Here is a 20,807-nt window from a genome sequence, read left to right on the forward strand (position 1 = left end):
GACGAAGCCGGGTGCGATCCGAGCCATTTTTTGCGGTAGATATACCCGAAGTGGTTGCCCGCTGGTTCTCCGACACATCCGTCGCTTCACGGCCTCGGAGGAAGGAGCATGGCTCAACCGGATCACCCGTCCGAGACGACGCGAAACACAGACTGTCTCAGGTTCCGCTGCTCCGTTGCCGGCAGGATCGCGGGCGCAACGTGCGAGACGGAATCTCCGGGTAACCTTCGAGGCCGCGCCGGGGTCTGTCCCCGAGACATCACGAACGGCCTCCATGAAATCCCTTCCCCTGCTCGCCGCGGCCGCCCTGGGTGCCGCGGCCCTCGATGCCGCCACCGGCGCCGCCCTCAATAATTGGCCCGCATGGCGCGGGCCGCTCGCCAACGGAGTCTCCCCCACCGCCCAGCCGCCCGTGGACTGGAGCGAGGACCGGAATGTGCGGTGGAAAACGGCCATCCCGGGACGCGGGACCTCCACCCCTGTGATCTGGGACGACCTGGTGTTCGTGCTGACCGCGATCCCCCAGGGGACCACCGGTGCCGCACCGTCCGCCGCACCGGCGGCAGCCACTGAACCGCCTTCCGATCCACCCCGGGGCCCGCGCGGGCCGGGCGGGCGCGGAGGTCCGGGTGGCGGGATGACTGAGGCGCCCACCGTGCCGCAGCAGTTCACGGTCCTCGCCTACGAGCGCGCGACCGGCAAACCCCGATGGGAGCGCGGCGTGCGCACCCAGTTGCCGCATGAGGGACATCATCGTGACCACGGATTCGCCTCGGCCTCGCCGGTGACCGACGGCGAGGTGCTCGTCGCCTCCTTCGGGTCGTTTGGCATCTACGCGATGGACTTCAAGGGACAGGTGCTCTGGGAAAAGGACCTCGGCGACATGCGCACGCGGAACAGCTTCGGCGAGGGCAGTTCTCCCGCCATGCATGGGGACATCGTGGTCGTGCTTTGGGATCATGAGGGTGACGACTTCATCGTCGCGCTGGATCGGAAATCCGGACGGGAATTGTGGCGTCAGGAACGGGATGAACCCACCGGATGGAGCACGCCCCTCATCATCCAGCATGCCGGAAAACCCCAGGTCGTGGTGAACGGCACGCAAAAGGTGCGGGCCTACGACCTTGAGACAGGGCGCCTGCTTTGGGAGGTGGGCGGCCAGACGGTCAACGCGATTCCATCCCCCCTCCCCTTCGGCGACCGGGTCATCGTGATGAGCGGCTTCCGGGGCAGCGCCCTTCAGGTGATCCGGCTCGGGGGCAGTGGTGACCTGGAAGGCAGCGATGCGATCGTGTGGACCCACAACAGGAACACCCCGTATGTGCCGTCACCGATGCTCTACGGCAACCACCTGTATTTCTTCTCGGGCAACAATGCCATGCTTTCGATCTTCGACGCCACGACCGGGAAGGCCGGCGTGGAGGCGGAGCGTCTGGACGGCCTTCAGGGGGTTTACGCCTCTCCGGTCGGCGCCGCGGACCGCGTCTATCTGCTGGGACGCGACGGCGGGGCGCTGGTGATCCGCAACGGATTGGCACTGGAGATCCTGGCCACCAACAGGCTCGACGACGGCTTTGACGCCTCGCCGGCGCTCGCCGGTACGGATCTCTTCCTGCGCGGACGGGAGCACCTGTACTGCATTTCGGAATCAAAGTAAGGGTGGAGCCTCGTCCGGCTTGCGGATACATCTCTGGGGTGCGCCTTCCCCTGTTGATGTCCCTCGCCGCGCTGCTTGCCGCGGGCTGCAGCCACCCTCAATCCGCTTCCGGCGGAAGTCGCCCGCTGTTCAATGGTCGGAACCTGGACGGCTGGGTGGTGATGCATGGCGGTGAATGGACGGTTTCGGACGGGGTACTGACCGGGCGCAACGGGGTCAACTGGACCACCGATCCGGAAACCAGCGGGTCGTGGTTGCGGACGGACCGGGAATACGGGGACTTCGTGCTGGAGCTCGAATACGCGATCAACGCCAAGGGCAACAGCGGCGTCTTCATCCGGTCGGCCCTCGAGAGGAATCCGGCGTTCACCGGCAATGAGATGCAGATTTTGGACGACAGCCACCTGGCCGGGCCCAAGAAGTGGAGCACCGGGGCGTTGTATGACGTGGTGGCCGCAAACCGGGTTGCCTCAAAGCCGGCCGGGGAGTGGAACACCGTCCGCATCGAGGCCCGCGGCCCAACGGTCCGCATCCAGCTCAACGGCGACGAGATCCTGAATCACCACGGGGTCCGGTCGCTTCGCGGATATCTCGGCCTGCAGAACCACGACGACCAGTCCGTGGTGATGTTCCGGAACGTCCGGATCACGGAACTGTAGGATTTCCGGGCCGGATTTGCGCTTGTTGCCACCGGGGCGCATGGCACGTTGACCCGACATGGCGTCCATCCTCTTCCTGCTGATTGCCGGGGCGCTGCTCATCCTGTTGGAGCCGGTGTTCCCGTATCTGGCGGCTGCCGCGATCGGCCTCGCCTTCTGGACCGGGGCGGTCCTGCTCACCTATTCGCGCTACGGAACGCTGGCCGGGCATTGGACCCTCGCCGCCGTGCTCGGCGGGGCGATCGCCGGGACGTGGTGGTACTTGAAGCGCCTGCCGGGCTCGCGGATCGGGCGCCTGCTCGGGTCGGACCAGGTCACCCCCGTGGAAACCGCCGCGCAGACGTCCCTGCTCCACCGCACTGGCGTGGTCGTGACACCGTTGCGTCCGGGCGGCGTTGCGGAGTTCTCCGGGGAACGCGTGGACGTGGTCACTTCGGGAGAACCCATCGAACTGGGCACGTCCGTTGAAGTGGTCGCCATCGAGGGTTCCCGCATCCTCGTGCGGGCCGTTCCGACGCCGCCCACAGACTCCCGATTTCTTCCTCCCAACAGCTGATGAACACCCTTCCCATCAATTCCATGCAAACCGGCTCCCTCGTTCTGATCGCCATCTTCGGCGTCCTCGGCCTCGCCCTGCTCTTCCTGCTCGCGAGCTTCGGTGCCGTATGGCTCCGCGCCCTCGCCTCGGGCGCACCGGTGGGCGTCGTTGAGTTGCTCGCGCTCCGGCTGCGCGGCATCCCCGTCGGATTCGTTGTGGACAACCGGATCACCGCCGTGAAATCCGGCCTGCCCCTCACCATTGACGACCTGTCCACCCACTTCCTCGCCGGTGGCAATATTGACATGATCGTCCAGGCACTCATCGCGGCGCAGCGGGCCGGCATCCATCTCGACTTCAATCGCGCCTGCGCCATTGATCTGGCCACCAAGGGCACCGGCAAAAACGTCCTCGACGCCGTGAAGACCTCGGTCAATCCGCGGGTGATTGACTGTCCGAACCCCGCCAGCGGCAAGGGCACGATTGATGCCGTGGCCAAGGACGGCATCGTGATCAAGGCGCGCGCCCGCGTCACCGTGCGCACCAACCTCAACCGCTTCGTCGGCGGCGCGACCGAGGAGACGATCATCGCCCGCGTCGGCGAAGGGATCGTGTCCACCATCGGCTCGGTGGAAACCTACAAGGCCGTGCTCGAAAACCCCGACCGCATCTCCAAGACCGTTCTCGACAAGGGTCTCGATGCCAATACGGCGTTCGAGATCCTCTCGATTGACATCGCCGACGTGGATGTCGGTGAGAACGTGGGTGCCAAGCTGCAGTCCGAACAGGCGGAGGCCAACAAGCTCAAGGCCCAGGCCGAAGCCGAGGCGCGACGGGCCAACGCGGTCGCGCTCGAGCAGGAAAACGTGGCGCGCGTCGCCGAAATGCGGTCCCGCGTGGTCGAGGCGGAGGCCCAGGTCCCGCTGGCGCTGGCCGAAGCCTTCCGTCAGGGCAACCTCGGGGCCCTGGACTACTACCGCCTGCGCAATCTCCAGGCGGACACCTCGATGCGCGAAAACATCGCCGGTGGCAACCCCGCGTCCTGACCGTGGCCTCAACCTCCAGTCTCCCGTTGTTCGCCGCCTGGTGGGAGCCGCTGATTCCCGTGGGCATGGTCGTGGCCGTCCTGCTCTACGCCTATCTCCAGGTGGCCTGGAAGCAGAGCCAGCGACCCGGATCCGGGCGAACAGGATCCGGTCCCCAGCCCAACGCCCCTCCCCGGCCCCGCCCCGGTCACGATCCCGGCGCACCGCCGTTTCCGCGGCCGGTACTGTCCCGGTTGCCCGAACCCGCCCCAAAAGCGCCGGTCAACCGTCCAAGGGCACCCATGGATTGGGAGGAGGAGCTGGAGCGGATGTTGGGGCGACCCCGACCGGCACCGTCCGCACCCCCGGCACCGTCCGCACCCCCGGCACCACCGCCCATGCGGCCGACGCACCGGGAGGCTCCGGCCCCGCCGCCCCCGGTCTTCGCGAAGCCCGTGTCCCGGGCCGCCGCGGTGCTGCCCACGCCCCCGGTGCCTCCCGGCGCCACGTTCGTCCCCGGCGCCGAATTGGCGCCCAAGCCGGTTCGCCGCACCCCCCGCACGCCCCCCGCCACGGTCACCCATCGGCCCGCCGGCGGCGGTCCGGCGGTCGCCGCGGTGATCCGGGGCCTCCACGCGCGCGACAACGCGCGACAGGCCTGGATGGCCGCCTTCATTCTCGGACGTCCCAAGTGCCTCGAATAGACGGCACCGGATCGCCGCGGCTTCCGCATCGCCCTCCCGCACACGACGTGATCCGACGGTTTCCATTCCTCGCGGCATGGTGGCCCTGCCTGCTTGCAGCGACGGTGGCCGTCGCGGCGGACAGCGCGGCGCACCGGGCGCCGGACGACGTCTTTGTCCTGCGCCGGTTCGAATGGATCCCGGCTTTCAAGCCTCCGCGGATCCAGGCACCGCTCGTCCCGCGGCGGTTTCCGGTTTCCTCGGTCCACGATCTGGCCATTGCCGGTGGACGTCTCTTTGCGTCCGTGCGCGCCCATGGCCAGCCCAACCCCATGGAGGGTGCCGGACGACTCTGGGCGCTCCAGGAGCGCAACTTTTTGCTCGAACCCGTTCCCGGCCCGCTGGAGGCCCACTCGATCACGACGCTCTTCGGTCAAAAGGAGGCCTTGTGGGTTGGGGTGGACGGCGGCCTGGCCGCGCTCGATCTCAATCGGAATGTCATTCATCCCTTTGGCGTCGCGCAGGGGATGGTGAGCACCAACCTTGCCGGCATCGGACTGGTGGAGGAGACCGTGGTCGCCCTCGGCCGGTACGGGCTCCTCTGGGGACTGGTCCCCGGCACCACCAATTTCATCCGGGCCTCGGCGGCCGCGCCGTCGTCGGATCCCCGCAATCCGGAGCCGTGGGACCACCTGGCAATCTCAGGCGACTGGCTGCTGGCCGTGGGAGCCCACCTGGTTGCAGCCCGCCACCAGCGCTCGCCCCAATGGCTGCCCATGCACGACGAGATGGCCACCGGCTCGCCGCAGATCTCCGAACCGAGGTTCAGTTGTGCAGAGGGCGACGGTGACGGCGGGTTCTGGCTTGGAAGCGACGCCGGGCTCCACTGGCTCGACCCCGAAAGCAGTGTGATCGAGAACCGGTTCTGGACGCCGTCGTTCACGGTGCCGGGGGGCTTGGGGATGAGCGTGGCACCCGGCTTCCAGCCGTCGGCGGCGGCGTACGTCATCGCCCACGAACGGGTCATGCAGGGCATCCGGGACCGGATGCGCGACCGGGCGCGACAGGCCCGGGCAAACACGGAGCGCAAACAGCGGGTGAATCCCTACTGGCCCACCAGCCGCGTTCCCGGGCCGGTGACGGCGTTGCATCGTGACGGCAAGTTCCTCTGGGTGGCCACGCGCGACGGGGCCACGGCGCTTCGCAGCCGCGTGCTCCTGCTGCATCAACCCACCCGGCGCTGGGTCGGCTGGTTTCCGGTGGGCGCGCCCGTCACCTGCATGACCTCCGACGCGCAACGCCTGTGGGTGGGCGCCGATGTCAGCAAATCTCCGGGGGGCTCCCCCCTGTTTGCCGTGGATCGTCTCGCGCTCGTCGCCGTGCCCCAGGCATCGTGGGTGAAGGATGCCATCGGCATCGAGGAACTGGCCGAACGCCTCGCCGGGTTGCCCCCGAAGGAACGCGCGACGCTGGCATTCTTTGGATCGGACCCGGAGCGCGTGGTGGAATTGCTGGCGCCGTCGGGTGACGCAGCGCCCGACGCCGACGCCGAAACCCTGTTCCTGCTTGCATTTGCCCATGACGCGGTGGGCCTCAATGACCCGGAGACTCTGGATCACTACGTCAACCGGTTGCGGCTCGAACATCCCGAATCGCCCTTCGCCGAACTCGCAGGCGCGGTCCGCAGCGCCCGGCCCGCGGCAGCCGCCCCGTAAGCGTCGCGTGCCATCCAACCGCGGGCCCGAGGCGATCAGCGGAACTCGATGCGGACCTCCTCCAACCCGGCCGCGCGCGCCAGCGCCGTCAACTGGAGGCGGGTGCGGTCTTCAGCATCCTGGAGAATTCCCGAAGCGCGGGCGGCCTTGCGGATCGCCTCAAGCGCCTGCCGGCGGGCGTCCTGTTCCATCTGCTGATCAAACATCCGCAACATGCCCGTGCTCCGTTCCAGAATCTCCGTCTTCGACTCGTCGAGATACACGTCGGTGAGCTGCGGTTTGGGGAGGACGACGCTGAGGGTGCCCCCCTCAATCCGGAGATCTGCCGGTTGGACACGTCGAAGGTCCACCCCGGCCTTGGCAACGCCGTGGGTGACCATGAGGAGGCGGTTTTGTCCGTACCACTTCGCATCCTCAAGGATCACCACCTTCTCGAAGACGTACTTCACCGTCACCAGGTGGGCGAGGGACTGGATCTGGGTGATGACCGTCGCGGAGTTTGCGATTTCCCGGTGCGGGGCGCCCGGCAACAACCGGCCCAGCAACAGCCCCGCCAAAAGCGCCGCCATCGGGACGAATCCCGCCAGTCCTCCAACCCCCACCAACACCCAGCGCCGATCCACGGCAAAGGCTTAGCGGGAACGGGCCCACCTGCAAAGCGGCGATGGAGCCACGCCGCCCCCGTCCCGCCAGCGGCCGGGCCTCAGCGGTTGCGCCGGCCGGTCCGGAGTTCCCGGACAAGTTCCTGCGCCTCGTACACCTTGTCGAGGGCCTCAAGGATTCCGCGGCTGTCCACGCTCAGGGCGCGGGCCTGCACGTCGTCGTAGGCGATGTCGAGCACCAGCGAATAAATATTCCCGTCGAAGATGACCCCCACGAACTCGCCGGAGCGATTCACCACCGGGCTGCCCGAGTTGCCCCCGATGATGTCCGCGGTGTTGATGAAATTGAGCGGGGTCGTCAGGTCCAGGGAGGCCTTCCGCTGCAGCCAGCGCTCCGGCAGATCAAACGGCGGGCGGTCCTTCATCCGGGCGTTGCGCTCATAGAGGCCGGCGAACGTTGTAAACGGCGCAATCGTCTGCCCGTTCTCCTCGTACCCCACAATCCTTCCAAAGGAGAGCCGCAGGGTGAAGGTGGCGTCCGGATATTGCGCGTCCCCCTCCAGTGCGAACCGCGCCCGCGCAATCGCCGCCTGGGCCTGTTGCTTGATTTCATCCTGGGCCTCCACCAACCGCCGCGCCTCGCGGGCCTCCTGGTCCACAAGGCGCGCCAGTTCGATCATCGGATCCCCGGACGCCGCCACTGCCGCCGCCCCCCCCTCGTACAGCTTCCGACGCACGGCGATGTCGCGCACCCGGGTGCCCCGGACGAGGTCCGACGCCCGGTCCCGCGGCGAACGGCCGGCCAGCACCTGCACGACCAGCGGATCCTCGAATCCCAACCGCTCGCCGAGAAATGTCAGGGAGTCGCCGAGCTTGAGAATCTCCAGATCCTCATGGATCGGCCGCTCGGAAAAGAGGTCCAGCTCGAACGAATCGCGGCCGGCATCGGCATACTCCCGAAGCCGTTCGCCGTTGGGTTTCGGACGTTCATCGCCGGCCCGCAGGAGCTTCCGGGCAATGTCGAAACTGTCGCTGTTGAACCCGTGCGCGGACTCGAGGAGACGCAGTCGCAGGGCCTGGAGGGAGATCGCCTGCTGCGCCGCCGCAATCCGGTCGTAGGCGGCGACGGCATCGGCAAACGCGGCATCGGCCGCAAGGCGTTCCCGGAAGTCACGCTCGCCTCCCGCCTTGCGACCCATCACCGCCGGATTGCACAGCCCGGCCATCACGCCATCGAGCGCCTTGCGCGAATTTTGCACCCCGAACAGTTCGTCCTTGGCCCGCCGCGCATTTTCCTCGCTGCGGCTGCTCCACGCCGCCAGCAGCACCTCCAGCTGCTTCAGCCGGCTGCGGGTGTACGGCAGCTGGACATCGCGCATGTACTCCAGCTCGGCCAGCGTGCGCAAACGGCTGGTTCGTCCCGGATGCCCCGAAACGAAGGTGAGTTCGCCCTCGCCGGCGCCCGACGGCGACCACTTCAGGAAGTGTGGCGCCGACACCGGCTTTCCATCCTCGTACACACGGAAAAGACACACATCGAGGACGTACCGCGGGAACTCGAAGTTGTCGGGATCGCCACCGAAGAAGGCGATCTGCTGCTCCGGGGCGAACGCCAGACGCACGTCGGTGTAGCGCTTGAACCGGTACAGGTGATACCGGCCGCCCTGATAGAGCGTGGTGACATTCGACCGCAGACCGGTCGTTTCCAGGGACTCCTTCTCGATCGCCGCAATCACCTTGCGCCGCGCCAGCACGGCGTCGTCGGGCGAGGCGCCCTCCGGCACCGCGGCGTTCACCCGGGCGGTCACGTCCTCAATGGTCTGCAGCACGTTGAGCTCCAGATCCACGCATTTCACCTCATCCTCAAGCCGGCGGGCCAGAAAGCCGTCCCGCAGGAAGTCGCGCTCCGGCGTGCTCAGCTTCTGGAGGGCGTCGGCCCCGACATGGTGGTTCGACAGCACGAGGCCGTCCTCGCTCACAAAGCTCCCCGACCCCCCCGAATTGAATCGCACGGAGGACTTCATCAGATGCTCCAGCCATTCGGGGGTCAGGTCGAACCCGTGGCGCTCCTTGAGGATCTGGCGCGGCGGATTCTCGTAGAGCCACATCCCCTCGTCGGCGAGATTGCGGACCGGGGCGGCGGTCGAAGCGGCAAGGGCCATGGCGGCAGACAGGGAGGCAGTACGGGAGGTCATGAGAGGCACAACGGGCCCAGAGGCCGCCAGAACTGTCGCGAAAAGCCCGGCGCTGTTCCAGTCCGCGATGAGGCGGTTGCCGTCCGGAAATCGCGATTCGCATGCCTGAACGGCCCGCCGCTTGCTTCCTTGGGGTTGTTCACGATCCTGTAACATTGCAATGAGCCGCATCCTTCGCTTCCTGGCCCCCGCCTGCGCCGGTCTGATGACCCTTCTCCCGGCGACCGGCCAACTGGTGATCAACGAGTTTCTGGCCAGCAACAACCGGGGACTCCAGGACGAGGAGGGCGACCGGCCGGACTGGATCGAAATCCACAATCCCGGAACCACCCCGGTCAACCTGCTGGGATGGACCCTGACCGACAATGCGTCGGTGACCGAAAAGTGGACATTCCCAGCGACGAACATCCATGCGGGCGGCTATCTGGTGGTGTTCGCCTCCGGGAAGGACCGCCGCGTGGCCGGTGCGCCTTTGCACACAGGCTTCAGCCTGAGCGCCGACGGCGAATACCTCGGACTGTTTCGTCCGGAGGGCGTCGTGGCGGCGTCCGAGTACGCCCCGGAGTTCCCACCCCAGAAGGCCGACATTTCCTACGGGCTGCAGCAAGGTCAGGAGCGATACTTCGACCCGCCGACCCCGGGGGCGGCGAATGGTTCCGGATTCGCGGATTTCGTTGCGGACACCAAGTTCAGCCATGACCGGGGATTCTACGACCGCCCGTTTGATCTGGTGATCACCTGCGCCACGCCGGACGCCGCGATCCGCTACACCACCAACGGCACCCCGCCGACGGCCACGACCGGCCTGGTCTACGACGGACCGATTGCCATTCCGGGCACGCGGGTGATCCGCGCGGCGGCGTTCAAAACGGGATTGCGTCCGTCGAACGTGGATACCCAGACCTACCTGTTCCCATCGGACATCTTCCAGCAATCGCCCAATGGTCAGGCGCCCCCGGGATGGCCGACCCGCTGGGGCGGCAACGTGGTGGACTACGGAATGGATCCCGACGTCGTCAATTCGCCGCTCTACCAGGACGAGCTGCTGCCCGCGCTGAAGTCCCTGCCGTCGTTCGTCGTCGTCACCGAGCTGCGTCACCTGTTCGATTCCTCGACCGGCATCTACGCCAATCCCGGTCAGGACGGCCGCGACTGGGAGCGCCCTGCCTCTCTCGAACTGCTGCATCCGGACGGACGCGAGGGTTTTCAGATCAACTGCGGGATCCGGGTCCGGGGCGGCTTCTCCCGGAGCACCAGCAATCCCAAGCATGCCCTTCGGTTCTTCTTTCGGAACGAGTACGGGGCCGGAAAGCTGCGCTATCCACTTTTTGGTGATGCCGGTGCGGACACGTTCGACAACATGGATCTCCGGACCTTCCAAAACTATTCGTGGAGCTTTCAGGGGGACAGCCGGGGCGTTTTTGTTCGGGATCAATTCAACCGCGACGCCCAGCTCGAGATGGGCCATCAGGCGGAACGGGGCGACTTCTACCATCTGTTCATCAACGGGCAGTATTGGGGCATCTTCAACACCTGCGAACGACCCGAAGCCAGCTACGGCGAGACCTACTACGGCGGGCGCAAGGAGGATTTTGACGTCATCAAGGTCGAGGCCGGTCCGTACACGATCAATGCGACCGACGGCAATCTTGATGCCTGGAATGAGCTCTACAACCTCTGCCGGGCCGGAATTACCAACGACGCCGTCTATCTCAAGCTCCAGGGGATGAACCCCGACGGCACGCCCAACCCCGCGTACCGAAACCTGCTCGATGTGGACAACCTGATTGACTACATGCTGGTGATTTTCTACGGCGGCAATCTGGACGCCCCGATCTCCAACTTCCTTGGCAATACTTCGCCCAACAACTTCTACGGAGTCCGCGATCGCACGGGGCGCTCCGGCGGATTCAAGTATTTCGTCCATGACGCCGAGCACACGCTGCTGGACCTCGGCGAAAACCGCACCGGCCCCTTTGCGTCGGGCAGCTCCAGCGTGTCCAAGAGCAATCCGCAGTACTTTTTTCAGCGGCTTGCCGTGAATCCGGAATTCCGCATGCGGCTCGCGGACCGCATCCACCGGCACTTTTTCAACGAGGGCGCCCTCACCCCGTCGGCGGGCCAGGCGCGTTTCTCGCGGCGCACAAACGAGATCTTCTCGGCCGTCGTGCTGGAATCGGCGCGTTGGGGGGATGCCAAGCGGGCGACGCCCTTCACCCGGAACCGGGAATGGCTTTCCGAAGCCAGCCGGATCCAGCGCAGCTACCTGCCCCAGCGCACCGCCCGGGTCCTCGCCCAGTTCCAGGCCAAGGGATGGTATCCTGCGGTCGCCGCTCCGTCCTTCAGTCAGCATGGAGGCCCTTTCGACCCGGGTTCGCCGATCACGATCACGGCGCCTGACGGCACCCTCTACTACACCGCCGACGGCACCGACCCACGGGCGCCGGGCGGCGCGGTATCCGACGGTGCCCGACGGTATGCCGGGCCCCTGGCGCTCGCGGAATCGGCAACCCTCAAGGCGCGCGTCCTAGGAGCCAACGGCACCTGGAGCGCACTGACCGAGGCCGATTTCCTGCTGCACCAGACCTGGCAGGACGTGCTGATCACTGAAATCATGTACCATCCGCCGTCCACTTCATGGGCCGAAAGCGACGACTTGGAGTTTCTCGAACTCAAGAACGTCGGCTCCGAGGAACGCGACCTCGGAGGCATGGCCTTCACCCGCGGGATTCGTTTCACCTTTCCCCGCGGGTTCCATCTGGCACCGGGGGCATTCGTGGTGCTCGTCAGCAACGCGGAGGCCTTCGCCCGGGCCCATCCGGACGTTCCGATTGGCGGTGTGTACTCCGGAAGGCTCAGCAACGCCGGGGAACGACTTTCGTGGCTGCACGCCACCGGCGGCACGGCCTTCGACATCACCTATGGAGACCGCCCCCCGTGGCCGGCGGCCGCCGATGGCACCGGCTTTTCCCTCGTACCGAGGAATCCCTCGGCCAACCCGGATCCGTCGGATTCCGCCCACTGGCGGGCCTCCACACGACCCGGCGGATCCCCGGGTGCGGATGACCCGGTGCTGGAAGTGCCGGCGGTCCTGATCACGGAACTCCTTGCCCACACCGATTCTCCCGATGTGGACGCCGTCGAACTGCACAATCCAGGGGCCACGGACGCGGACATCTCCGGCTGGTACCTCACCGATGACCGTCGCGAGCCGGGGAAATACCGGCTGCCCGCCTCCAGCGTCATTCCGCCGGGCGGCTACCTGGTTCTCACCGAGCGCGAGTTCAACGCACCCGGCGCCCCCGGCCGCTTCTCGTTCAATTCTCACGGCGAAGCGGTGTACCTCTACAGTGCCGACGCCACGGGCACGCTGACCGGCTACAGCGACGGATTCGCCTTCGGCGCGTCGGCCAACGGAGAGACCTTTGGCCGCCACACCAACTCGGTCGGCGACCTCCAGTTCCCACCCCAGAGCGAACCGACACTCGGCGGACTGAACGCAGGCCCGCGAATCGGCCCCGTGGTCATCAACGAAATCCAGTACGATCCAGCCCCCGGCGATGTGGAGTTCGTGGAGCTGCTGAATCTCACCGACGAGGAGATCCCGCTCTTTCATCCACAACACCCGGAGAACACCTGGCAACTCTCCGGTGCGGGATTTGTGTTTCCGCCCGGCAGTGTGCTCCCGGCCCGGGGTTTCGCGGTGGCCACGTCCGGGGATCCAACGTTGTTCCGTCTGAAGTGGCAGGTTCCGGATGCCGTCCCGGTGTTCGGCCCCTACGCCGGAAACCTCGCCAATACCGGCGAACGCCTCGAACTGCGGCGCCCGGATGCTCCGGACTTTGAGACCAATGCCCTTGGGGAGGTCACCGCCATCATTCCCATGCTCACCGTGGACCGGGTGCGCTACAGCCATCGGGAGCCGTGGCCCACTGGGGCTTCCGGCACCGGAGCCTCGCTGGAGCGGATCAGTCCCGGTCTGTACGGCGATGACCCGGCGTCCTGGCGGACGTCGGCCGCGGGGCCGTCCCCTGGCATGGACAACGCCGTGAACCGGGCACCCATCCCCTATGCCGGCCTGGATCAGGACCTGGTGGGCACGGTGTTTCCGCTCGCGACGACGCTTTCGGCGACGGCCACCGATGATGGCCAACCGGGCCTGGGGCTTCGTTTCCGATGGCGTCAGGTCGGCGGTCCTGTCGGGGTCCTCTTCAGCGCGACCGACATTCCGGACCCGGGCATCCGGCTGCCCGGCCAGGGGAGCTACCTCTTTCGCGTCACAGTCAGCGACGGGGAACGCGAGGCCTCCGACGACGTCGCCATCACCGTCCGCCGCACCACCGGGGACGTCGTCCTGCTGCCCGCCGGGGCGACCTGGAAGTACCTGGATCTGGGAATCCATCCCAACGTTGCGTGGCGAACGAACACCTTCGACGATTCGGGCTGGAAGACGGGCCGCGCGCGGTTTGGCTATGGCGATCCGGGCATGACCACGACGGTCGGCTTCGGTCCCAATGCCGGCAGCAAGCACATCACCACGTATTTCAGGACCCGGTTCCAGGTCGCGGATGCCGCCGCGGTCACGGAGTTCACGGCCCGCCTGCTGCGGGACGACGGGGCCGTGATCTACGTCAATGGCGTCGAGGCCGCCCGGAGCAACATGCCCGAGACCACCATCTCCGGGACAACGCTCGCCATCAGTGCCGTTGGCGGCGAGGACGAGACGACCTTCTTCGTCCTCCCGCTGGACTCCGGGCTGCTGCGCGACGGGGAGAACGTCGTCGCGGTGCAGATCCACCAAGCCAATCCGGATTCCTCGGATCTCGCCTTCGACCTGGAACTCACCGCGAAGGCGCTTCCGCCCAACACACCGCCCACCGCAAATGCCGGATCCGACATCACCGCAACCGTCGGAGACGGGGTGACCCTCAAGGGCAGCTTCACCGACGACGGCCTTCCAGTGCCTCCGGGGGTTCCCACCTTTTCTTGGAGCCGCGTTTCGGGTCCCGGCGACGTGAGCTGGTCAGATCCCGCCCTCCCGGAAACCCGGGCACAGTTCGCCACGCCGGGCGTCTACACGCTGCGTCTCACGGTACACGACGGTGCCGCAAGCGCGTCGGATGATGTGCAGGTGACGGTCACGCCGGGCGCCACTGCGCCCGTGGTCGAGATGATTCCCGGGCCCGAACCGGGATTCCGATTCACCGCAGCTGCAGGCCAAAGCTACACCGTGCTCGCCCGGCCGAGCCTCCTTGAAGGCGCCTGGGAGCGCCTCCGCGACGTTCCGGCAGCCGCGGCCAACACAACGGTGGACGTGCGCTTCGACACCGCCGCCCCGGCCGGGTTCTACCTGGTGGTCACCCCCGCCATGCCCTGAGTCGCTGTCAAACGACGTTCGAGGGCAACGACGGTAGGGCCGCCAAGGGACCAGCCCGCAAGGACCCGGTTTACACTGACCCCCGGGCATCCGGGTGTCGGTGACGGGTGCACGACCGCGTCCCGAGCAATGGCCGGGGCGATTCCACGGGAGGAGGGGCTGCCGATCCTGCGTCGCTCCCGGAATGCAATCGGGGACAACCCACGCGCGCCAACCCGGATCGCACGCCATCGCGAGTCCACAGCGACCAGGCCCTCACGAGGCTTCAATCGCGAGGTCTGATCGGTGTCGAACTCCTCGTCAGGAATCTGGTTTTGACGCTTCGCCGGGAAATCCCCTCATTTTCAAAGGGGTCGTGCCGGCGCAGCGGCCATGGCGCCACACGACAGCCGGAGCCCCAGCTTCGCTCCCCCTGGTTGACGGAAACTTGCTTTGCTCAGGGCGTTGAGTAAAAATACTCAGGAAGGTGAGCAAAAAGAAAACCGAGTTCAGGCGACCGCAGGCCGGCGTGTTGGCCACGCGGTTGGGAGAAGTCCGGCGGTTCATTCAAGTGGTGGCGGGGCCGCGGCAGGTGGGGAAGACCACCTTGGTGCACCAGGTGGTGAATGAGACGGGAGTGCCGGTGGTGTTTGCCACTGCGGATGAGCCGACGCTTCGCGGGCCGCAGTGGATCGCCCAGCAGTGGGACGCGGCGCGGCTGGCTCTGAACAGAACGGGGGGGATTCTGGTGCTCGACGAAGTCCAGAAGGCCTCCGGTTGGGCGGAGGCGGTCAAGCGGTTGTGGGACGAGGACACGCGCCACCGTCGGCCGCTTCGAGTGGTGCTGCTCGGCTCGGCTCCGCTGCTCATCGAGCGCGGTCTCACGGAGAGCCTCGCAGGCCGCTTCGAGATGCTTCACCTGCCGCATTGGTCACTCGTCGAAATGTCGGCGGCATTCGGCTTCTCCTTCGAAGACTTTCTCTACTTCGGTGGCTATCCGGGAGCCGCGCCCCTGATCACCGACCCGCCGCGCTGGTCCCGCTACGTCTTGGATGCGTTGGTGGAGACCACCATCGCCCGGGACGTCCTGCTGCTGACCCGGGTGGACAAGCCGGCGTTGCTTCGACGCCTGTTCGAACTGGGCTGTCGTTATTCGGGCCAGGTCTTGTCATACACGAAGATGCTGGGACAGCTCCAGGATGCGGGAAACACCGTCACACTGGCCCATTATCTGGAATTGCTGGCGGCCGCTGGCATGCTGACCGGGGTCGAGAAGTATGCCGGACAGGTGGTGCGCAGTCGGGGATCGAGTCCGAAACTCCAGGTGCTCAACACTGCGCTGATGACGGCAGGCTGTGGTCTGACACCGGCGGAGGCGCGGGCCGACCGGGCGTTTTGGGGTCGTCTGCTGGAATCGGCGGTGGGCGCGCATCTGGCCAACGCGGCCGCTACGGGAGACTGCGAACTGTATTATTGGCGTGAGCGGAATCGAGAGGTGGATTTCGTGGTCAAGTCCGGGCGGCGGGTGACGGCCATCGAGGTGAAGTCGGGCAACCACCGCGAGTCATTGCCGGGTATGGAGGCATTTGCGCAGGCCTTCCGGCCTCATCGAACACTGCTGGTGGGCGGGGACGGAATTCCCGTGGAAGAATTCCTGGGCGGGTCCGTGAATCGGTGGGTAGCCGCACCTCACGAGATCGGCCCCGGTGGGCCATAATTCGTAGCCGGAGTGCGCAGGCTCCAGCCCGGATTTCTCACCGGGTTTCGTCGCGAGGCACCGCGAAAGCCCGCCTGGCAAGGCGGCCAAAGCGGTTCCGAGCCGGGCTGTATGAGAACAGACCTTCCGGTGAGGAATTCGAGGCCAGCACGGCCAGACGGGCTTGCAGCAAGCCGCAGCAGAAACCCGGTGAAACTTCCGGGCTAAGGCGGTTCTGAAGGCCGGACGACGAATTCGTCCGCCGCTTTAGGGAGTGATAACCATGGGAGCCGCTCCCCTACCCGACCGTTCGCACCTGCAGATCCCTCAGCACGCTGATCCCGGGTAGAGGGACACCCCGGATCCGTCGCGCCCCGTCCTTGCGGTTGGCGCCAAACCGTTCCCGATGCTGGACGAACACCTCGTTCACAAACGCCTTGGATCCCAGCACCACCCCGTCGGTCAGGTGCCGGACGCGCAGTCGCAATACCTGAGCCACACTCAACGTCCCGCCGCGTCGCAACTCCTCCAGGATCGTCTCCCGATCCAGCGCCACCTTGTCACTCCGCCCCGGGCTCCCCGCCGTCACGAACAGACTCTGCCGGTATTCCGCCGCCGCCTCCCCCCAGGCCCCTGGCTCCAGGCAGCTCATCAACCCCTTGCGCATCACCCGGTTGCCCGTCAGCGCCGCGGCATGGCCGCAGAACCGGTAGTCCTTGGGATCCTGCACGATCCCGCCGCACCGGATTCAGGTCTATGTACGAGGCCAACATGCGGACCCGTGCTTGGGGTTGTATCGTCAGGACGCTCTTGACGTTCGGCCCGGCGTGCCAAAGCGGCCAGTGGCGATTGTACCAGCGGCTGGAAGCGCTGTTTGAACTCCTTCATGAACGCGGACGCATGCCCATTAATTCAACAGCGACTGGCGAAGATCCGGATCCACTGCCCCACGCTTCTCCAATCCCTCCCGGGCCGGACGGTCGGATCCTCTCTTGCCGTCAAGGGCCCCTCTCAGGCGTTGGAGCAGTTCGGCATATCCGCGCTGCCGGGACGCGCAGGGAGCAGGTGGAAGTGGTTGCCCATCATGCAGTAGGTGATGATCTCGATCCCGCAGAACCGGGCGAGTTTGAGGAGGATCTCGGCGAGCTTCTCCTTGCACAGATCGTCGAGCAGTCGCTGACCGCCAACGACGCGGGAGATGCAGTGGTACACCCCCACCCGTCCCTCCTCCGCCTTCACCTTCATCCGTGCCATGCGCATGGGTGATTTCCTACTCGCCTCACTTCAATCAGTCAATGTTGAACCTGTCACTTTATTCAAACTGGTGCGGCCGGCGGTTCTCCGGCACGGCCGTCAGGCCTTCGACCCGAATCCGGAGGCCGCGCGCGGCGGTCAGGGCTGGCCGCGCGCCGCTGTTCGCCAGGCGCACTTCGCGCAGAGTCAGGGAATCAAACTGGTTGATGTCGAGCACCGGTTGGTCGTGGTGCGCCTCGTGCAGGGCCAGCGACACGTCTTCGAGGGTGAGGTGGAACTGTCGCTCCGCGTCGCCGAGCACGCGGGTGGTACTGATAGGAGTTTGGTTTTGACGCTTCGCCGGGAGAAGGTTGCGGGACCGGGGCTAGTCATGAAGCAGCGCCCGCGCGTCCTGGGGAGCGATCTCACCCGCTGCGACCCTCGCCCCCGCATCCTCCGCAAGGGGGCGATAGCCGCGGGCGGCCAGCCGCGCGCGCAGGTGCTCGGGAAGTATGTGTCCGACGCTGAGGGCGCTGGCTGTTTCCGCGTCGCAAAGCGCGAGTTCCCCCACCGCCACGCGTCCGACGTAGCCGCTGCCGTGACACGCTTCGCATCCGTCATCATCGCCGTCGCACGCGTCGCAGAGGCGGCGTGCCAGCCTTTGTGCGAGGATGCCGCGCAGCACCGCTGCGAGCAGATAGGGCTCGACCCCCATGTCGATGAGACGAGGGACGGCGGCGAGAGCCGAATTGGTGTGCAGCGTCGCAAGCACAAGGTGCCCCGTCAGCGCCGCCTGTACGGCAATCCTCGCGGTCTCGGTGTCGCGTATCTCTCCGATGAGAATGACGTCGGGGTCCTGCCGGAGCAAAGAGCGCAGAACGCGCGGGAAAGTCAGGCCGATCTTGTCGTCGACCTGAATCTGGACGGCATTTTCAAGCCGGTATTACTGATAGGAGTTTGGTTTTGACGCTTCGCCGGGAGATGGATCCGGAAGCTAGCGCCCCGCGGATTGAAGGCGCAACCCCCGGAAGCCGAGCCCCGGGGAACTGCAGGCGGTGCCGCCTGCAGGGTTCCCCGGGACCGGTCCACGACGCGGACGGTGCGGCGGTCATGCCGCCCCCCGACACGGCGAGCGCGTTCAACGGATTCATTGGCGGCTTCACGGAGCCGTGGAGTGTTCCGTCCCGATGCTCAGCCGGTAGAAGGATGCCGGCGCCGGCTCCGGGTCGTGAAACCAGGTCGCGTGGGCGGTGGCATCCCGGGACTCCACCAACTCCCAGGAGTCCCAGTCGCTGGATCGCTCCAGTCGGTGGATGAGGCCGGGGATTGTCTGGGCCTCCATCCTCAGGCCGCCGGCATCGTGTTGGGGTTGCCTCAGTTCGGTGGACCAGGCTCCCGACGCGAGCCGGATGATGCTTGCCGCCTCGACACCTCCTGCCTCGGTCATGCTGCCCACCAGGGTCAGCCCGCCCGACGGATCCGCCAGAATGGCGGTCACGGAGCCCGCGGGATCGAGCCGCGGGCCAAAATCCGCCAGCGGGGTGCCGTCCGCGGCAAACCGGGCGAAGAGGGGCGGCGTCGCGGACAGCCCCGGGAAGCGTCCGCAGAGGTAGGATTCCCCTCCAGCAACGGGGAGGATGTCCTGCACCGGACTCGTCAGCCCGCGGAACCGTCGACGGGAGTCGAAGGTGCCGTTGGGGCGCAGCGGAACAGCCCAGCGTGCCGGAGTGAGGAAGGGGCCGAACGCGTACAGGTCGCCGCCAGGCAGCACCCGGAAGCCCACGGCAACCCCGTCAAAGGTGGAACGGAAGGTCGCGTCGGCCGTGCCGTCGGGATGCAGTCGGGCCACTCCCGGGCTGTTCTGCTCATCCACTCGGGTGAATTGCCCGCTCACCAGGATTTGGTCGCCCTGCATGGCCACCGCGGTGAGCTCATAGCCCGTAAAGATGCCGGTGAACCTGGGCTGAAAAGAGTCGTCGAGGGAGCCGTCCGGCGTCAGGCGCGCCGCCACGTTCTGCGTCACGCCGTTGAATTCGCGAAAGGCGCCCACGGCCACGATCCCGCCATCCGGCTGCACGCATACGCCCTTCACCGGACCGCTGAATCCCCGCCCCGTCTGAAACTCCGGGTCAATGCCACCCCCGGGGAGCAGGCGGACCAGGCCGCTGCGCGGGGTAGCGTTCACCGCGGCGAAAAAGCCGGCGACCAGGATCTTTCCGTCCGGCTGACGGACCATCTGGTTCAGGCGTCCGAACTGGAGGCCGGCGTCCGCGTCCGCCGACTCCTTGAACAGAAGCACCGGCCATTGCGGATCCGTGGTGCCGTCGGTCCGAAAACGTTCGAGGCGGACGGCACCTCCCCGGATCGTGCGTCGGCCGGCAAGAAAGCTGCCATCCGGGAGCGCCAGCACCGGGCCCTCAATGGCCCCCGCTGTCCGCCGGGCGGGAGTGCTGCCCACGACACCGAAGCGCCCGTCGTTGTCCCGAAGCCACAGTGTCAGGGCGGTTTCGGGCGTGCCCTCGGGCCAGGGACCCTGGAGCCCGATCCGGACTGCGACGTCGGGCACGGCCTGCGCGTCCTCGGTGACGCGAAGCAGGATGGAGGCTTCGGTCTGACCCGGTTGGAACCGAACCGTCAGGGGAAGCGGCGCCGGGACCGCCTCCGGGGTGGCCGCCGCCAACAGCGGGCCCTGGGTTCCGCCCGGGACGAAATCGAGCGTCACGGAAGCCTCCGTTTCGATGTCCCGGGTACGGGCGATGCGGACCGTGGTGCCCTGGCCGCCCTCCGTGACAAAGCCCTCGGTCCTTGCGATCGCAAAGGGCAGGTCATCGTCCTCGAGCCGGATGTCCACCAAGCCGTTCATGCCCACCCCCGTGCCCACGGAGGGATTTCCCAGACGCAGCTGGAAGGAGCGCGTCCCCTGGGCCCCGGTGTCGTTGCGAAGGAGCACCTCAACGATTCGTTCACTTTCGCCGGGTTCGATTCGCAGGACCTGTGCCGCGAATTCGAAATCCGTGCCGAACCGGGCGGTGCCGTTGACGGGCGACACCCGGAACTGGGACGCGGTGTTCAAGGGGCCGGTTCGCACAATCCGGAGACGAACCACGCCTTCCGCCTCGCTGACCGTGGTCGCGGCGAGTTCAAACTGAATGCGGTTGGTGCACCGCTGGTAGTCTGCGACCCGGGGCCCGAGTTCCCGAAGCGTGGCCGCGTTGTCCGCGGCGCCCTCCACCCCGGTGGGTTGTCCTCGATACAGGACCTCCGGATTGGAGAAGTAGGGAATGTTCATACCGGCAGTTCCCATGATGGTTGCGAACTCGATCCCATCCGCCTCGAACCGGTGCGACTGGGAATGGGCGAAGGATCCACGGTAGATGCCGGGGTCCCCCGCACAGCCCATGAGGAAGGCTGACCGGTCGGCGATCCCGGCGCCCAGGCCCCACGGATA

The 20,807-nt window shown here is 66.7% G+C and carries 15 protein-coding genes; 8 read left to right on the forward strand and 7 right to left on the reverse strand.

Features of this window, described 5'->3' with window-relative positions; genetic code table 11:
• Positions 1-274: 274 nt before the first annotated feature.
• The 6 genes from KF791_10130 to KF791_10155 are packed head-to-tail and all read left to right on the forward strand — an operon-like array spanning position 275 to position 6,277.
• Positions 275-1,657, forward strand: coding sequence for a PQQ-binding-like beta-propeller repeat protein (locus KF791_10130; GenBank protein MBX3732938.1), 1,383 nt, complete (start codon positions 275-277; stop codon positions 1,655-1,657).
• 38 nt (positions 1,658-1,695) lie between these two features.
• On the forward strand, positions 1,696-2,316 hold the full coding sequence (locus KF791_10135) for a DUF1080 domain-containing protein (GenBank protein ID MBX3732939.1): 621 nt from the start codon (positions 1,696-1,698) through the stop codon (positions 2,314-2,316).
• Between the two features lie 58 nt (positions 2,317-2,374).
• Positions 2,375-2,872: an NfeD family protein gene (locus tag KF791_10140; GenBank protein ID MBX3732940.1), complete on the forward strand. Its 498-nt coding sequence runs from the start codon at positions 2,375-2,377 to the stop codon at positions 2,870-2,872.
• A 23-nt stretch (positions 2,873-2,895) separates the two neighbouring features.
• Entirely contained in the window at positions 2,896-3,900 is a 1,005-nt protein-coding gene (gene floA, locus KF791_10145) for a flotillin-like protein FloA (protein ID MBX3732941.1), read from the forward strand.
• A gap of 2 nt (positions 3,901-3,902) precedes the next feature.
• Positions 3,903-4,583, forward strand: coding sequence for a hypothetical protein (locus KF791_10150; GenBank protein MBX3732942.1), 681 nt, complete (start codon positions 3,903-3,905; stop codon positions 4,581-4,583).
• 47 nt (positions 4,584-4,630) lie between these two features.
• Entirely contained in the window at positions 4,631-6,277 is a 1,647-nt protein-coding gene (locus KF791_10155) for a hypothetical protein (protein MBX3732943.1), read from the forward strand.
• 35 nt (positions 6,278-6,312) lie between these two features.
• On the opposite strand, the gene KF791_10160 is transcribed toward KF791_10155, so the two are convergent.
• Positions 6,313-6,900 carry a DUF4230 domain-containing protein gene (locus KF791_10160; protein ID MBX3732944.1) on the reverse strand — a complete coding sequence of 196 codons (588 nt, stop codon included), beginning with the start codon at positions 6,898-6,900 and terminating at the stop codon, positions 6,313-6,315.
• Positions 6,901-6,980: 80 nt separating this feature from the next.
• Entirely contained in the window at positions 6,981-9,074 is a 2,094-nt protein-coding gene (locus tag KF791_10165; protein ID MBX3732945.1) for a S46 family peptidase, read from the reverse strand.
• 160 nt (positions 9,075-9,234) lie between these two features.
• Here KF791_10165 and KF791_10170 point away from each other — a divergent pair, with 160 nt between their 5' ends.
• Positions 9,235-14,451 carry a lamin tail domain-containing protein gene (locus KF791_10170; GenBank protein ID MBX3732946.1) on the forward strand — a complete coding sequence of 1,739 codons (5,217 nt, stop codon included), beginning with the start codon at positions 9,235-9,237 and terminating at the stop codon, positions 14,449-14,451.
• Between the two features lie 523 nt (positions 14,452-14,974).
• Entirely contained in the window at positions 14,975-16,147 is a 1,173-nt protein-coding gene (locus KF791_10175) for an ATP-binding protein (protein ID MBX3732947.1), read from the forward strand.
• A gap of 277 nt (positions 16,148-16,424) precedes the next feature.
• On the opposite strand, the gene KF791_10180 is transcribed toward KF791_10175, so the two are convergent.
• The 5 genes from KF791_10180 to KF791_10200 all read right to left on the reverse strand — a co-directional run.
• Positions 16,425-16,856, reverse strand: a complete 432-nt coding sequence (locus tag KF791_10180; protein MBX3732948.1) for a hypothetical protein — start codon at positions 16,854-16,856, stop codon at positions 16,425-16,427.
• A 281-nt stretch (positions 16,857-17,137) separates the two neighbouring features.
• Entirely contained in the window at positions 17,138-17,386 is a 249-nt protein-coding gene (locus KF791_10185) for a transposase (GenBank protein ID MBX3732949.1), read from the reverse strand.
• A 52-nt stretch (positions 17,387-17,438) separates the two neighbouring features.
• Positions 17,439-17,681, reverse strand: coding sequence for a hypothetical protein (locus KF791_10190; protein ID MBX3732950.1), 243 nt, complete (start codon positions 17,679-17,681; stop codon positions 17,439-17,441).
• A gap of 63 nt (positions 17,682-17,744) precedes the next feature.
• Complete coding sequence (gene tadA / locus KF791_10195) at positions 17,745-18,278, reverse strand: Flp pilus assembly complex ATPase component TadA (GenBank protein MBX3732951.1); 534 nt, start codon at positions 18,276-18,278, stop codon at positions 17,745-17,747.
• Positions 18,279-18,518: 240 nt separating this feature from the next.
• Positions 18,519-20,807 (reverse strand): hypothetical protein (locus KF791_10200; protein MBX3732952.1); only part of this gene is annotated, 2,289 nt, incomplete at its 5' end.

It is taken from the genome of Verrucomicrobiia bacterium, assembly GCA_019634635.1.
Classification (GTDB): domain Bacteria; phylum Verrucomicrobiota; class Verrucomicrobiia; order Limisphaerales; family UBA9464; genus UBA9464.

Bases quoted from the DNA above. Each gene is read 5' to 3' on its own strand.
- KF791_10130 (MBX3732938.1), top strand. From the start codon at position 275: ATGAAATCCCTTCCCCTGCTCGCCGCGGCCGCCCTGGGTGCCGCGGCC.
- KF791_10140 (MBX3732940.1), top strand. From the start codon at position 2,375: ATGGCGTCCATCCTCTTCCTGCTGATTGCCGGGGCGCTGCTCATCCTG.
- floA (MBX3732941.1), top strand. From the start codon at position 2,896: ATGCAAACCGGCTCCCTCGTTCTGATCGCCATCTTCGGCGTCCTCGGC.
- KF791_10165 (MBX3732945.1), bottom strand. From the start codon at position 9,074: ATGACCTCCCGTACTGCCTCCCTGTCTGCCGCCATGGCCCTTGCCGCT.
- KF791_10170 (MBX3732946.1), top strand. From the start codon at position 9,235: ATGAGCCGCATCCTTCGCTTCCTGGCCCCCGCCTGCGCCGGTCTGATG.
- KF791_10185 (MBX3732949.1), bottom strand. From the start codon at position 17,386: ATGCGCATGGCACGGATGAAGGTGAAGGCGGAGGAGGGACGGGTGGGG.